Consider the following 14,954-nt stretch of genomic DNA (forward strand, 5'->3'; position numbering starts at 1 on the left):
TCACTCCCCGCCGCGCAGCAGGGAGTTGCCCTCGTGGGTGGCCTCGGGCGGTAGGACCTCCAGCTCCAGCCGGCCGCTCATGCCGTAGAACGCGACCGGGTTGCGCCACAGCACCCGGTCGACGTCGTCCTCGGTGAAGCCCTCGGCCAGCATCAGGTCGGCCACCCGGCGGGTCTTCAGCGGGTCGCTGCGGCCCCAGTCGGCGGCCGAGTTCACCAGCACCTTCTCGGGGCCGTAGGCGCGCAGGATCGCCACCATCCGGCGCTCGTCCATCTTGGTGTCGGGGTAGACGGAGAAACCGAGCCAGCAGCCGCTGTCCTTGGCGTCCCGCACGGTCGTCTCGTTGAGGTGGTCGACCAGGACCCGGTCGACGGGCAGCGCGGACTCGCGGACGACGTCGAGCGTGCGGTGCAGACCGGCGAGCTTGTCGCGGTGCGGGGTGTGCACGAGCGCGGGCAGGCCGTGGTCCGCGGCGAGCTGGAGCTGCGCGGCGAGGGCCTTGTCCTCGGCCGGGGTCATCGCGTCGTACCCGATCTCGCCCACCGCCACGACCTGGTCCTTGACGAGGTAGCGCGGCAGCTCGTCCAGGACGGGGGCGCAGCGCGGGTCGTTGGCCTCCTTCGGGTTGAGGGCGAGCGTGCAGTGGTGGGCGATGCCGTACTGGGCCGCGCGGAACGGCTCCCAGCCCAGGAGCGAGTCGAAGTAGTCCAGGAACGAGGCGGGGGAGGTGCGGGGCTGGCCCAGCCAGAACGACGGCTCGACCACCGCGCGGACGCCCGCGTCGCGCATGGCCTCGTAGTCGTCCGTGGTCCGGGACGTCATGTGGATGTGCGGGTCGAACAGACGCATCAGGTGGCCTCCTTGCCGGACTCCGCGCGGGCGAGGGCGAGCACGCGGTACAGACCGTCGGGGACGGGGCGGCCGGCGGCGGTGCGCTCGGCCGCGAAGTCGGTGAGCATCCGGGCGAGTTCGGCATCGTCGCGGGCCCGCTCGGCGAGACCGGCCACCGCTTCGACGGGGACGCCGGTGAACAGGCACTTCAGTACGGCCTGCCGCCAGCCGTGGGCGTCGAGGTGGCGTGCGGTGTAGGGGCCCACGGCGGCGGCGAGCAGCCGGGTGTCGTTCGTGCGCAGGGCGTCCTCGACGAGGGGGACCGCGTCGGGGCCGCGGACGAGGTGGGGCAGGGCGAGCAGCACGGCCCGGCGTTCGGCGGCGGTGCCCTGCCGGTAGACGCGGGTGAGGGCGGCGAGGTCGGCGCGGGCCGTGTGCAGGATCAGGACACGGGCGGCGTCCGCGTGCCGGCTGCCGCAGCGCCGGCCGGCCTCGGCCAGCCGCAGCTCCCAGGCGGAGATCGGGCCGTGTCCGCCCGGGTGGTCGGCGGCCTCGGCCAGTGCCCCTCGCAGCCAGGCGCGCGCGGGCGGGTCGAGGTGCGCGTCGAGATGCTCGCGCAGCGCGTCGGGCGAGGGCGCCGCGGCGGCGGTCGAACGGGTCACGGAGTACTCCCTTCGGGCACGGGGGCGGCCGGGGTACGGGTGGTGGCTCGGCGGAGGAACGGCAGGGAGGTGGCGGCGTGGTGGGGGCCGGCGTGGGAGTGGCGGGGCAGCTCCACGACCGTCAGGCCCCGGTAACCGGTGGCCGCGAGCGCCGCGAGGACGGGCGGGAAGTCGATCTCGCCCTCGCCGAACGGGAGGTGGTCGTGCACGCCCCGCCGCATGTCCTCGATCTGCACGTGCCGCAGCCAGGGCGCGGCGGCGCGTACGCAGTCGGCGGGCGGCAGCGGCTCCAGACACTGGCAGTGGCCGATGTCGAGGGTGAGGCCGAGCGCGGGCGGGTCGCCGAGGAGGCGGCGCAGGTGGTGGAAGTCGGCGAGGGTCGCGAGGAGGTGGCCGGGTTCGGGCTCGACGGCGAGGGGGACGCCGGCGGACTCGGCGGCGTCGAGGACGGGGGAGAGGGAGGCGGCGAGCCGATCCCACGCCGGCGCCGGGCCGGTATCGGTCGGCGGAACGATTCCGCTGAAGCAGTGCACGGCCGTGGCACCGAGGTCGGCGGCCACCCGCACCGCCCGCAGCAGCAGGTCCACGCGGCGGGCGCGGGCCTCGGGGTCGGGGTCGAGCAGCGAGGGACCGTGTTTGCGCCGCGGATCGAGGACATACCGCGCGCCGGTCTCCACGGCCACGTCGAGCCCCAGCCCGGCCAGGCGCCGGGCCACCCGCCGGGTACGGCCGGCGAGACCGGGGGCGAGCGGGTCGAGGTGCATGTGGTCGAGCGTCAGCCCGACACCGTCGTACCCGAGGTCGGCGAGCAGGGCGAGGGCGTCGTCCAGCCGGAGATCGGCGAGACCGTTGGTGCCGTAGCCGAAGCGCGGGGGGTTCACGCGGGGCTCCCTTCCCTGACGACCGGTTCCACGCGCCGCGCTCCTTCCTGACCGAGCGGGCCGGGGGTGGCGGTGAGCGCGGCGGTGGTTTCGGCTGCGGGCGTGTTGCCGGTCGAGCCGACGGCCGGTGGGCTGAGGGGTGCCGTCACCGGCGCGGTGGTGTGGGCTCGGGCGTGGGTGGTGGGCGTGTTGCGGGTCGAGTGGGTGGCTGGTGGGCCGGCGGATGCCGCGGTCGGGGCGGGGGCGTCGGTTCGGGTGCGGGCGTCGGTCACCGCGCGGGTGGTGGGCGGGCCGGGAGTTGCCGTGACCGGGACGGTGGAGGTGCTTGGGGCCGCGTGGGTGGTCGGCGAGCCGAGTGCTGCCGTGGCCGGGGCGGCGGTGCCGGTTCGGGTGTGGGCGGTGACGGCGTTGTCGCCGTGGCGGGCGCGGACCGGGTTCATGTGACGCTCACCCTTCTCGCCGCACGGGCGGCCAGTGGGCCGAGGGCCGCTGTGATCAGGGCGGTCGCACCGGCTCCGGCGCGCGCGGCGAGGGCGGCCTGGAGAGGGATGGTGGCGCGGATGCCGGCGCCGACCGCGCGCTGGGTGAGCGGGGGCGACGGGTTGAGGGACGCGTGGAGGTAGGGGCGGGCCGTGGTCCGGGCGTAGCCGAGGGCGAGCGCGGTGGTGAGCGGACGGTCGGGCAGCAGCCGGGTCACCGCACCGGTGGCGGCCAGCGCGGCGAGCGGGGCGAGCGGAGAGCCGCCGCGGGTCTCCTGGCGCGAGACGGCCGTGACCGCGAGCGTGTGGGTGCCGAGCAGGGCCGCCGACGACAGGGCCGGCCGGACCCGCCCGGCACCGGCGGCGGCGCCGAGCAGCAGGTCCAGGGCGCGGGCGGCGGCCATCGCGGCGGGGCCGGCCGGGGTCCGCTTGAGCAGGAGGTCGTACGACCACACCGTGGCCGCGAGCGGGGTGGCGACCGCCAGCGCCGGCCGCCCCGCGCGGGCGGCCAGGGCGAGCCCGGCGGCCGTGAGGGCACAGGCCGCGGTGAGGGCGGCGGCGGGCCGGATCCTGCCGGACGGCAGGGGCCGGTGCGGGCGCTCCACGGCGTCCTCGGCGCGGTCGGCCCAGTCGTTCAGCGCCATCCCGGCCTCGTACAGGCACACCGACGCACCGATGGCGAGCAGGCTCCCGCGCCCCGGCCGGGCGCCCACGGCCGCCGCTCCGGCGAGCGCGTCCCCGGGAACGGTGAACAGGGCGGGCAACCGCAGCAGTTCGGCCCACGCCCGTACCCGACCGCCGGGCCGCGAGCGACCGGGGGAGCACGCCACCCGGCTGCGCGACCTGCTCGGCGCCGGTCCGCCGGGTCCGTGGGGCGTGTGGCCGTGGGGTGCGCTCGGTGCCGGTCCGCCGGGCTTGTGCGGGACGTGGCTGTAGGTGTCGCTCGGTGCCGCGCTCACTCGGCGTCTCCCAGTTCGTGGGCGAAGTGCAGGAGCGCGGTGTACTGGTCGGCGAGGGCCGCCGGGGCGGTGCCCATCGGGTCCTTGAAGTAGAAGGACAGGGCGGTGAGCGGGCCGGTGCGGCCGGTCTCGTGGGCGCGGGCCGTCAGCCGGGCCAGGTCCAGGACCAGCGGTGCCGCCAGGGCAGAGTCGCAGCCCTGCCAGATGGTCTGCAGCACCATGCGGGTGCCGAGGAAGCCGTCGAAGGCGATGTGGTCCCACGCGGTCTTCCAGTCGCCGAGCGCCGGTACGTCGTCGATGTGGACCTCGCCCTCGGGGACCGTGCCGAGGGTGTCGGCGAGGACGCGCTCCTTGCCGGCGTTCTTCGCCGCCGCGGCGGCCGGGTCGGCGAGGGCGGCGCCGTCCCCGCCGCCGAGGAGATTCGTTCCGGACCAGGCCCGTACGTCCAGCGCCCGCTGGGCGAACATCGGCCCGAGGGCGGAACGCAGCAGCGTCTGCCCGGTCTTGCCGTCACGGCCGGCGTACGGCAGCCCGCTGGAGGCCGCGGGGCCGGCGAGCGCGGGGTGGTGCAGCCCGGTCGAGGGGGTGAAGTTGACGTACGGGCAGCCGGCGCGCAGGGCGGCCGCCGCGTAGAGGGAGCTGGGCGGGAGGTCCGTACCGGTCGCGGCCGGTTCCGTGGAGGCGACGTTCACCACCACCGCGCGGGCCAGACCGTGCCGTCGGACGAAGCCGCGCAGGTCCTCGGTGAAGGCGGCGATCAGTTCCTCGACGGTGCGGGTGTCGCCGGGGAGGGGACCACCGGTCCTGATCTCCCGGTCCGCGGCGGCGAGTTCGGCGGCGACGGCCGTGGGGAGGCCGGGCGGGAGGACCCCGCCGGCGGCGAGTTGTTCGGCGCGCTTGGGCAGCGGGCAGTCCGTGGTGTCATGGCCGCCGAAGACCAGGGACGACAACGCGGGCAGGCCGCTGCCGGCGAACGCCGGGCCCTCGGTGACCAGGCCCGTCGGCCGGTGCAGGCCCGCCGTCAGCGCGGCGCAGCCCGCGACCACGGTGGTGGCGACGGAGCCGCGGGCCCCGATCAGCCAGACGCCGACACGCGGGGAACGGGCGGGGGGCGCGGACATGGGCAGCCTCCTTGACGAGCGCGGACACCGGGAGCGGTGGGGGATGACGCCGTACGTGGGGGGTTCGGGCGTGCGGAGGTGGTGACGGCGGGCGGGAGTCCGGCGTCTCCCGCCCGCCGCCGTTCAGTGGCCCTTGGCGGGCAGTTCCCTGATCCGGATGTCGCGGAAGGACACCTCGTCACCGGCTCCGTGGTTCTGGATGCCGATGTGTCCGTCGGTGAGGCTCCGGGCCGGATCGGTGTTGGTGAAATCGTTGATCTTCACGCCGTTGAGCCAGATGCGGAGGCGTTCGCCCTCGACCCGGATCTCGTACGTGTTCCACTCCCCCGGCGGGTTCAGCGCACGGTCGCGCTTCTTCAGGTCGGCGGAGCGGAAGCCGTAGACGGACCCGGTGGTCTTCTCCGGGACGTCGGTGGCGTCGATCTGGATCTCGTAGCCGTTGTCCACGGCCGACCACGGGTCGTCCGAGGGCGGGAAGCCCACGAACACGCCCGAGTTGTCGTCACCGGACATCTTCCAGTCGAGCTTCAGGGAGTACGACCCGAAGCTCCGGCCGGCGTACCAGAGCAGGCCCATCCCGCCGGACGAGGTGAGCGTGCCGTCGTCGGACAGGGTGAAGGAGCCGGGGCCCGCCTGCCGCCAGCCGTCGAGCGAGTCACCGTCGAACAGGCTGGTGTATCCGCTCTCCGGCCGGCAGTCGGCCTGGACGGCGCCGATCGCGTACCGGATCCCGCCCAGCAGGTGCCGGCGGAACTCCGGGTCGGCGTACGACTCCTTGGTGTGGCCGCCGCCGGTGTAGAAGGCCCGGCCGCCCTGGTACTCCTGGCACCAGGCGATCGGATGGTCGCCGTTCATGGTGCCGCCGGTGTACGACGACTCGTCGAGCGAGGCGAGGACGTGGGCCCGGTCCCGGGGGTTGGAGCGGTAGTTGTACCACTCGTCGGTCCGGTTCCAGGTCCGCGCCAGCCCGGACGTCGCCGGGTGGGCGCGGTCCTCGACCCGCACGGTGGCCGGCTGGATCGCCGGGTGCGACTGGAAGTACGCGCCGGCGAGGCCGCCGTAGAACGCCCAGTCGTACTCGGTGTCTGCCGCCGCGTGGATGCCGACGTAGCCGCCGCCGTGGTGGACGTAGTCCTCGAACGCCGCCTGCTGGGCGCTGTCCAGGACGTCCCCGGTGGTCGACAGGAACACCACGGCGTCGTAGCGCCGCAGGGTGGACAGGGTGAACGCGCCCGCGTCCTCGGTGGCGTCGACCGCGAAGCCGCCGCTCTCGCCGAGCTGCCGTACCGCGGCGACGCCCTCGGGGATCGAGTCGTGCCGGAAGCCGGCCGTCTTGGAGAAGACCAGCACCCGCTTGCCGTCGTCCGTGTCGTGCGACGCGGCCGGTGCCGAGGCGCAGCCGAGGAGCAGCGCGGCCGTCGCGACGGCGGTCACTGTGCGCATGTGCCTCTCCTCTCAGCCGGTGGTGAAGGTGAAGTCGTCGACGTCGAACAGGGCTCCGCTGCCGCCCTTGAACACCAGGTAGAGGGTGGTGGTGCCGCGCGGGGCGCGGGACAGGTCGGCCTGGACGTCCTGGAAGGTCTCCCAGCCGCCGGTCACCGGCACGGTCGCCTTGCCGAGCAGGGTGCCGCTCGCCGAGCCGGCCCGGACCTCCAGGGTGCCGCCCGCGCCGCCGGAGGAGACGCGCGCGGTGATCTTCTTGGCGTTCTCCAGGACGTACGGCGTGAAGGAGATCCAGTCGCCGTTGTCGATGTCGCCGACGGTCCTGCCGCCGTGTGCCGTGTCCTTGGCGATCACCGAGACGCCGGAGCTGTTGCCGAAGTGCTCGGCCTGGCGGTGGCGGGGCTGGAGGACGCTCTGGTCGTGCGAGGTGAGCGCGGCCTGGCCGCCGCCCCCGTTGTCGGTGTACTCGGCGTTCAGCACGCCGAAGATGTTGGCGTCCTCGTCGTGGCCGCCGTCGGCGCTGGTCTGGATGGTGCCGGAGCAGCCGGTGGCCGAGGTGAGCGGGTGGCCGTGGGTGTCGTGGCCGAGGACGAAGGTGACCTTGACCTTGGCGCAGTCGATCCGGCGGCCGTCCTCGGGGTCGGTCACCTTCACCGTGAAGGGGACGGCGTCACCGAAGCTGAACAGCTGCCCGTCCTTCGGGGTCTGGAGCACCACGGTGGGCGCGGTGTTGCCGACGACGATCTGCACGCTGGCGCCGCCGGTGCGGCCCGAGGGGTCCTTCGCGGTCACGGTCGCCGTGTAGGTGCCGTTCTTGCGGTAGGTGTGCGCGGGGTTCGCGTCGGTCGACCGCGTCCCGTCGCCGAAGTCCCAGCTGTAGGTGAGAGCGTCGCCGTCCTGGTCGCTCGTGCCCGCCGAGGAGAACTGGACCTTCAGCGGCGCCTGGCCGGAGGTGCGGCTCGCCGCGGCCTGGGCGACGGGCGAGTGGCCGTCGGTGGCGTTCTCGATGCGGTACAGCGCCGAGTTCTCGTCGCCGCCGAACCAGGAGACGCCGTAGTCGAGGACGTACAGCGCGCCGTCGGGGCCGAACGCCATGTCCATCACCTGGGTGCCGGTCCAGGGCACGTCGTTGATGGACTGCACGGTGCCGTCCGCGTCGCTGCTGATGCGCTTGATCCAGCGGCGGCCGAACTCACCGGCGAAGAAATCGCCGTCGTAGGCCTCGGGGAACTTGACCGGCGAGTCGAGCGCGGGGTCGTAGTGGTAGACCGGGCCGCCCATCGGGGACTCGGAGCCGTCACCGAACTCGGGCACGGAGGGACCGTTGTACGGGATCCAGGCGGGCTGGGCCGGCGGCAGGTCGGTCAGGCCGGTGTTGTGCGGGGAGGTGTTCTTCGGAGCCGAGCAGTCGAAGGAGGCACCGGACGTCTTGGTCGCGAAGTCGTAGTCGACGTAGGCGTCGTTGGCGCCGGTGCAGTACGGCCAGCCGAAGTTGCCCGGCTTGGTCACCCGGGCGAACTCGACCTGTCCGGCCGGGCCGCGCCCCGGGTCGGCGGCGCCGGCGTCGGGGCCGTAGTCGCCGACGTAGAGGATGCCGGTCTCCTTGTCGACGCTGAACCGGAACGGGTTGCGGAAGCCCATCGCGTAGATCTCGGGCCGGGTCTTGTCCGTGCCGGGCGGGAAGAGGTTGCCGTCGGGGATGGAGTAGGAGCCGTCGGCGTCGACCTTGATGCGCAGGATCTTGCCGCGCAGGTCGTTGGTGTTGCCGGAGGTGCGCTGGGCGTCGAAGCCCGGGTTGCGGTCCGCGCGCTCGTCGATCGGGGTGTAGCCGTCCGACTGGAAGGGGTTGGTGTCGTCGCCCGTCGACAGGTAGAGGTTGCCGGCCGCGTCGAAGTCGATGTCACCGCCGACGTGGCAGCACAGGCCGCGGGTGGTGGGCACGTCCAGGATCTTCTTCTCGCTGGCCGTGTCCAGGGTGCCGTCGGTGTTGAGCACGAACCGGGAGAGGCGGTTGACGCCGTCGAAGGGGGCGAAGTCGGCGGCGGTGCCGGTCTCGGGCGCGTCACCCGCCGGGGTGTTCAGCGGGGGCGCGTAGTAGAGGTAGATGAACCGGTTCGTCGCGAAGTCGGGGTCGACGCCGACGCCTTGCAGGCCCTCCTCGTCGTGGGAGTACACGGCGAGCTTGCCGGCGATCTTGGTGTTGCCGGCCGCGTCCGTCAGACGCAGCTCGCCGTCGCGGGAGGTGTGCAGGACCGAGCGGTCCGGGAGGACGGCGAGCGACATCGGCTCCCCGGTCTCCGCCTCGCCCTTGGCGAGGGTGACCTGCTGGAAGTCCTCGGCCGCCGCGGCCGGGTCCTGGTCGGCGACGGCTGCGCCGGCCTGGGGAGAGGTGAGGGTGAGGGTGGCGCCCGCGAGGAGGGCGCCGCCGAACAGGGCGAGCGCCTTGCGCAGGCGTGGTCTGCGGGTTCCGATGCGGGTGGTGCGGTCGTTCCCGTGCACGAAAGGCCTCCAGAGTGGGGCTGGTTGTACGGGGCGGGTGGGTACGCCGGGACGCGCCGTCGTCCCGGAGTGGTGAACCGACCGGTGTGAGAGGTCAGTTGGAGAACGCCGCGTCGAACGAGGCCGACGGCGGCTCGAAGTCGTAGGTCTTCAGGCGGGCCAGGGCCTCGGGTGCGCCCTGGAGCCGGTCCATGCCGGCGTCCTCCCACTCCACGGAGACGGGTCCGCCGTAGTCGATGAAGCGCAGCATCCGGAAGACGTCCTCCCAGGGCACGTCACCGTGTCCGGCGGAGACGAAGTCCCAGCCGCGGCGGGGGTCCCCCCAGGGCAGGTGGGAGCCGAGGCGCCCGTTGCGGCCGTCGAGCCGCTTGCGGGCCTCCTTGCAGTCCACGTGGTAGATCCGGTCGCGGAAGTCCCACAGGAAGCCGACCGGGTCGAGGTCCTGCCACACGAAGTGGGAGGGGTCGAAGTTCAGCCCGAAGGCGGGGCGGTGGCCGACCGCCTCCAGGGCGCGGTGGGTGGTCCAGTAGTCGTAGGCGATCTCGCTGGGGTGGACCTCGTGCGCGAACCGTACGCCCTCGGCGTCGAAGACGTCGAGGATCGGGTTCCAGCGGTCGGCGAAGTCCTGGTAGCCGCGCTCGATCATCGATTCGGGCGCGGGCGGGAACATGGCGACCAGGTGCCAGATCGCCGACCCGGTGAAGCCGATGACGGTGTCGACGCCGAAGGCCGCCGCGGCACGCGCGGTGTCCTTCATCCGGTCGGCCGCGCGCCGCCGTACGCCCTCCGGGTCGCCGTCGGCCCAGACCGCGTCCGGCAGGATGGCCCGGTGCCGCTCGTCGATGATGGCGTCGCAGACCGCCTGGCCGACGAGGTGGTTGGAGATCGCCCAGCACTTCAGGCCGTAGGAGTCGAGGAGCTGGTGCCGGGACTTCACGTACCCGGGGTCGGCGAGGGCCTTGTCGACCTCGAAGTGGTCGCCCCAGCAGGCGAGTTCGAGGCCGTCGTAGCCGAAGTCCCGGGCGAGCCGGCAGACCTCCTCCAGGGGCAGGTCGGCCCACTGGCCGGTGAACAACGTGAACGGGCGCGGCATGGGGCGGCCTCCTTCAGCCCGCGACGGGCGTGTAGACGGAGTTCTTCTCGGCGCTCTCCTCCACCGCCGCCAGGACGCGCTGCACCTGCAGTCCGTCGGCGAAGGAGGGGTCGGGGCGGGTGCCCGCGGCGATGGCGTGGACCAGGTCGCGGGCCTGGTGGACGAAGGTGTGCTCGTAGCCGAGGCCGTGGCCCGGCGGCCACCAGGCGTCCAGGTACGGGTGCTCCGGCTCGGTGACGAGGACGCGGCGGAAGCCCGCCTCGGCGCCGGGCCCGGTGGCGTCGTGGAACCACAGCTCGTTCAGCCGCTCCAGGTCGAAGGCGAGCGAACCGCGCTCCCCGTTGAGCTCGATGCGCAGGGCGTTCTTGCGGCCGGTGGCGTACCGGGTGGCCTCGAAGGCGGCGAGGGCACCGGAGGCGAACCGGCCGGTGAACACGGCGGCGTCGTCCACGGTGACCGTGCCGGTGCTCACGCCGGGGGTGCCCGTCGCGGACCCCGCCGCCAGACCGCGGCTCGGGCCGCCGGGCAGCGGGCGCTCCCGGACGAAGGTCTCCGTGAGCGCCGACACCCCGGCCAGCGGCTCGCCCGCCAGGTACTGGGCGAGGTCCACGATGTGCGCGCCCAGGTCCCCGAGCGCACCGGAACCGGCGTGTTCCCTGCGCAGCCGCCAGGTCAGCGGGAAGGCGGGGTCGGCCAGCCAGTCCTGGAGGTACGTGACCCGGACGTGCCGCAGGGTGCCGAGCCGGCCGTCGGCGATCACCCGGCGCGCGAGCGCGGTCGCGGGCACCCGGCGGTAGTTGAAGCCGACCATCGCCACCTGCCCGCGCCCGTACGCCTCCTCGGCGGCGCGCGTCATGGCCTCCGCCTCGGCGACGGTGTTCGCGAGGGGCTTCTCGCACAGCACGTGCTTGCCGGCGGCGAGCGCGGCGACGGCGATCTCGGCATGGCTGTCACCAGGGGTGCAGATGTCCACGAGGTCGATGTCGTCCCGGGCGATCAGCGCGCGCCAGTCGGTCTCCACGGCGCCCCAGCCGTGCCGCTCGGCCGCCGCCCGGACGGCGGCGCCGTCCCGTCCGCAGAGCACGGCCAGCACCGGCCTGCGGGGCAGCTCGAAGACGTGGCCCACGGTACGCCAGCCCTGGGAGTGGGCGGCGCCCATGAAGGCGTAACCGACCATGCCGACGCGCAGCGGTGGTCTCCCGGCTCCGGGTGCCGCGTCCGGTGCCGTCCCCGGTGCCGCGTCCGGTGCGGCCCCGGGTGCCGTCTCCGGTGCGGCCTCGGGGCCGGCTGACTGCTGCGGCTGTTCCATGCGCTCGTCCTCCTCGTCGTCGGGGCGCGTTCGTCGTGGCGCGGTGGGGGGTGCGGGCGGGGCCGGCTCAGCGGAAGCCGGTGGACATGTACCGGTCGACGTTGGTCTTGTCGACCACGGCCGAGTAGAGGGTGAGGGACGCCGGGATCTCGAACTCGGCGAGACCGCCGATGCCCTTGCCCTGGCCCAGGGCGCGGGCCAGGTCGATGGCGGAGGCCGCCATCGTCGGCGGGTACAGGACGGTCGCCTTGAGCACGCCGTCGTCCTGCTTGATGGCCTGGAACGCGGAGAGGGCGCCCGCGCCGCCGACCATCAGGAAGTCGTCCCGCCCGGCCTGCTGGATGGCGCGCAGCGCGCCCACGCCCTGGTCGTCGTCGTGGTTCCACAGGGCGTCGAACTTCCGCTGCGCCTGCAGCAGTTGAGCCATCTTGGCCTGGCCGGACTCGACGGTGAACTCGGCCGCCTGCCGGGCCACCTTCTTGATGTTCGGGTAGTTCTTCAAGGCGTCGTCGAAGCCCTGGGTGCGCTGCTTGGTCAGCTCCAGGTTGTCCAGGCCGGCGAGTTCGACGACCCGGGCGTCCGGCTTGTCCTTGAGCTTCTCGCCGATGTAGTGCCCGGCGTTGAGGCCCATGCCGTAGTTGTCGCCGCCGATCCAGCAGCGGTAGGCCTGCGCCGAGTCGAAGATGCGGTCCAGGTTGACGACCGGGATGCCGGCGCGCATCGCCTTGAGACCGACCTGGGTGAGGGCCTTGCCGTCGGCGGGCAGCACGACCAGGACGTCGACCTTCTTGTTGATCAGGGTCTCGATCTGGCCGATCTGCTGGGCGGTGTCGTTGGAGCCCTCGGTGATCTCCAGGGTGACGTCGGAGTACTTCTTCGCCCGGTTCTTGGCGTTGTCGTTGATGGCGTTCAGCCAGCCGTGGTCGGCCTGCGGTCCGGCGAAGCCGATGGTGACGTGCTTGCCGGGCTTGTCGTCGGCGGCCGGCTGCTCGTTCGCGGCCGTCTTCTCGTCCTTCGTCTCGTTGCTCGTGCAACCTGCGAGGAAGGCACCGGCGGAGACGGCGGCGGTCCCGAAGAGCAGTCCTCTGCGGCTCGTCAGCTGTGACATGGTGGTGAACCCTTTCCTCAGGTCGTGCTCGCGGTACGGCGCTGGACCAGGACGGCGGCGACGATGATCGCGCCCTTGGCGATCTGCTGGACGTCGCTCTGGAGGTTGTTCAGGGCGAAGATGTTCGTGATCGTCGTGAAGATCAGCACGCCGAGCACGGAGCCGGTGACGGTGCCGCGGCCGCCGCTGAGCAGGGTCCCGCCGATGATGGCGGCCGCGATGGCGTCGAGTTCGTACAGGTTGCCGTTGGTGTTCTGGCCGGAGCCGGAGAGCACGATCAGCAGGAAGGCGGCGATGCCGCAGCACAGCCCGGACAGCAGGTACAGGTAGAGCCGCTGGCGGCGGACGTCGATGCCGGCGAGCCGGGCGGCCTCGGCGTTGCCGCCGACGGCGACGGTGCGCCTGCCGAAGGTGGTGCGGTTGAGCAGCAGCCAACCGAGGACCGTCACACTCGCGAACACCAGGACCAGCGGCGGGATGCCGAGCACATAGGAGTCGCGCTCACCGAGGTTCAGGATGCCGTCGACGGTCACGATCTGCGTCTTGCCGTCGGTGAGCTGCAGGGCGAGTCCGCGCGCCGACGCCAGCATGGCGAGGGTGGCGATGAAGGGGACCATCCCGCCGTACGCGATGAGCAGGCCGTTGACGAGCCCGCAGCCGAGGCCGACGACCACCGCCGTGAAGAGGATCCCCGCGAAGCCGTACTCCTGCGTGGCGACGGTGGTCGCCCACACGGAGGCGAGGGCGACGATGGCGCCGACCGACAGGTCGATGCCGCCCGAGGTGATGACGAAGGTCATGCCGACGGTGACCACGCCGATCACCGACGCCTGGGTCAGCACCAGTTGGAGGTTGCGGGTGTCGAGGAACTCGTCGGGCTTGGTGACGCCGCCGATGACGACCAGCGCGGCGAGCACCCCGAGCAGGGAGAGGGTACGGAGGTCGGCGCGGGCCGGCAGGCCGCGCCAGACGGGGAGCCGGGCCGGCGGTGTCGGGCCGGCGGTGTCCCGGGGCGGGGAGACGTGCTGCGTCATGACGCCGGGCTTCCTTCCATGACGAGGTCGAGGACTCGGTGTTCATCCAGCTCCTGGGCGGGCGCCGTGTGCACGACACGGCCCTCGCGGAGCACCAGTACGCGGTCGGCGAGGCCCAGCACCTCGGGCACCTCGCTGGAGACCAGCAGGACGGCGAGGCCCTCGTCCGCCAGCCGGCGCACCACCGCGTACAGTTCGGCGCGGGCGCCGACGTCGACGCCGCGGGTGGGCTCGTCCAGCAGCAGCACCCGGCAGCCGCGCAGCAGCCAGCGGGCGAGCACGGCCTTCTGCTGGTTGCCGCCGGACAGGGTGCGCACGGGCACGTCCGGGTTGTCGGGGCGCAGCGACAGCTCCCGGGTCGCGGCCCGGGCGGCGCCGCGCTCGCCACGCCGGTCGATCCAGCCGCCCCGGGAGAAGCGGGACAGGGAGGACACCGACACGTTCCGCGTGACGGACTCCAGCATCAGCAGGGCCTGCGCCTTGCGCTCCTCGGGCGCGAGCCCTATCCCGGCGCGCACGGCGGCACGGACGCTCCCGGTGCGCAACCGGCGGCCGTCGACGACGACATGGCCCGCGGTGGGCCGGCGCGCCCCGTAGACGGTCTCCAGGATCTCCGAGCGCCCGGAGCCGACCAGTCCGGCGAGCCCCACGATCTCACCCGGGCGCAGATCGAGGTCGAGCGGCGCGAACTCACCGTCCCGGGCGAGGCCCCGCACCTGGAGGACGGGCTCGGCCTGAGGCGTCCGGGCGGGCCGCTCGGGGAAGACGTACTCCACGTTGCGGCCCGTCATCAGGGCGACGACGTCCCGGGTCGGGGTGGTCTTCGCGGGCAGTCCGCCGGCGACGGCCCGGCCGTCCTTGAGCACGGTCACCCGGTCGCCGATGCGCCGGATCTCCTCCAGCCGGTGCGAGATGTAGACGACGGCGACCCCGTCGGCGGTGAGATCGCCGACGATCCGGAAGAGGTTGTCGACCTCGTCGGGGTCGAGCGCGGCGGACGGCTCGTCCATCACGATGAGCCGTACGTCGTGGGAGAGGGCCCGCGCCATGGACACGATCTGCTGCTGCGCCGCCGACAACTCCCCGACCAGGCGGGCCGGATCGATCTCGGGATGCCCGAGCCGCTTCAGCAGCGCGGCCGTCGCGGCGCGGGCGGCCTTCCCGCGGACGACGAACCCGGCGGCCGTCGGCTCGTGGCCGAGGTGGACGTTCTCCGCCACCGACAGGTGTTCCACCAGGTCGAGTTCCTGGTAGATGGTGGCGATGCCCAGGCGCATGGCGGCGATCGGGGAGCGCAGGGTGACCGGCTCGCCGCGCCAGTGGATGCTGCCGCCGTCCGGCTGGTGGGCGCCGGCCAGCACCTTGATGAGCGTGGACTTACCGGCGCCGTTCTGGCCGAGCAGGCAGTGCACCTCCCCGGCCTGGACGTCGAGGTCGACGCCGTCCAGAGCGCGGACTCCGGGGAACGACTTGGTGATTCCGGACATGCTGAGCAGCGGTGGTTCTGGTGCCATGTGAGTCCCCTCGGCGGGCGT

Annotated in this window: 13 protein-coding genes; all 13 read right to left on the reverse strand. The window is 73.3% G+C overall.

Annotation, left to right across the window (positions count from 1 at the left end; translation table 11 throughout):
- The 13 genes from C3492_RS06095 to C3492_RS06155 all read right to left on the reverse strand — a co-directional run bounded on the left by C3492_RS06095 (position 1) and on the right by C3492_RS06155 (position 14,933).
- The gene (locus C3492_RS06095; RefSeq protein WP_103810695.1) at positions 1-849 is read right to left on the reverse strand and encodes a TatD family hydrolase; all 849 of its coding nucleotides are present in this window, start codon (positions 847-849) and stop codon (positions 1-3) included.
- A complete protein-coding gene (locus tag C3492_RS06100) occupies positions 849-1,493 on the reverse strand; it encodes an EboA domain-containing protein (protein ID WP_103810696.1) in 645 nt (214 codons plus the stop codon). The genes C3492_RS06095 and C3492_RS06100 overlap by 1 nt, the downstream gene beginning before the upstream one ends.
- Positions 1,490-2,374, reverse strand: a complete 885-nt coding sequence (locus tag C3492_RS06105; protein ID WP_103810697.1) for a sugar phosphate isomerase/epimerase — start codon at positions 2,372-2,374, stop codon at positions 1,490-1,492. The genes C3492_RS06100 and C3492_RS06105 overlap by 4 nt, the downstream gene beginning before the upstream one ends.
- Positions 2,371-2,814, reverse strand: coding sequence for a hypothetical protein (locus tag C3492_RS06110; RefSeq protein WP_103810698.1), 444 nt, complete (start codon positions 2,812-2,814; stop codon positions 2,371-2,373). Before C3492_RS06110 ends, C3492_RS06105 begins: the two co-directional genes overlap by 4 nt.
- The gene (locus C3492_RS06115) at positions 2,811-3,812 is read right to left on the reverse strand and encodes an SCO3242 family prenyltransferase (RefSeq protein WP_103810699.1); all 1,002 of its coding nucleotides are present in this window, start codon (positions 3,810-3,812) and stop codon (positions 2,811-2,813) included. Before C3492_RS06115 ends, C3492_RS06110 begins: the two co-directional genes overlap by 4 nt.
- Positions 3,809-4,933, reverse strand: coding sequence for an inositol-3-phosphate synthase (locus C3492_RS06120; RefSeq protein ID WP_103810700.1), 1,125 nt, complete (start codon positions 4,931-4,933; stop codon positions 3,809-3,811). Before C3492_RS06120 ends, C3492_RS06115 begins: the two co-directional genes overlap by 4 nt.
- Before the next feature lie 123 nt (positions 4,934-5,056).
- Positions 5,057-6,376, reverse strand: coding sequence for a ThuA domain-containing protein (locus tag C3492_RS06125; protein WP_103810701.1), 1,320 nt, complete (start codon positions 6,374-6,376; stop codon positions 5,057-5,059).
- 12 nt (positions 6,377-6,388) lie between these two features.
- Entirely contained in the window at positions 6,389-8,875 is a 2,487-nt protein-coding gene (locus tag C3492_RS06130) for a PQQ-dependent sugar dehydrogenase (protein ID WP_103810702.1), read from the reverse strand.
- A gap of 94 nt (positions 8,876-8,969) precedes the next feature.
- The gene (locus tag C3492_RS06135) at positions 8,970-9,968 is read right to left on the reverse strand and encodes a sugar phosphate isomerase/epimerase (RefSeq protein WP_103810703.1); all 999 of its coding nucleotides are present in this window, start codon (positions 9,966-9,968) and stop codon (positions 8,970-8,972) included.
- Between the two features lie 13 nt (positions 9,969-9,981).
- Complete coding sequence (locus C3492_RS06140; protein ID WP_103810704.1) at positions 9,982-11,277, reverse strand: Gfo/Idh/MocA family protein; 1,296 nt, start codon at positions 11,275-11,277, stop codon at positions 9,982-9,984.
- Between the two features lie 67 nt (positions 11,278-11,344).
- Complete coding sequence (locus C3492_RS06145) at positions 11,345-12,385, reverse strand: substrate-binding domain-containing protein (RefSeq protein ID WP_103810705.1); 1,041 nt, start codon at positions 12,383-12,385, stop codon at positions 11,345-11,347.
- A 17-nt stretch (positions 12,386-12,402) separates the two neighbouring features.
- Positions 12,403-13,419, reverse strand: a complete 1,017-nt coding sequence (locus C3492_RS06150) for an ABC transporter permease (RefSeq protein ID WP_103810706.1) — start codon at positions 13,417-13,419, stop codon at positions 12,403-12,405.
- The gene (locus C3492_RS06155; protein WP_103810707.1) at positions 13,416-14,933 is read right to left on the reverse strand and encodes a sugar ABC transporter ATP-binding protein; all 1,518 of its coding nucleotides are present in this window, start codon (positions 14,931-14,933) and stop codon (positions 13,416-13,418) included. The genes C3492_RS06150 and C3492_RS06155 overlap by 4 nt, the downstream gene beginning before the upstream one ends.
- Positions 14,934-14,954: the final 21 nt, after the last annotated feature.

Origin of the sequence: Streptomyces sp. Ru62, assembly GCF_002920615.1 — a bacterium.
In the GTDB taxonomy this organism is placed as follows: Bacteria; Actinomycetota; Actinomycetes; order Streptomycetales; family Streptomycetaceae; genus Streptomyces.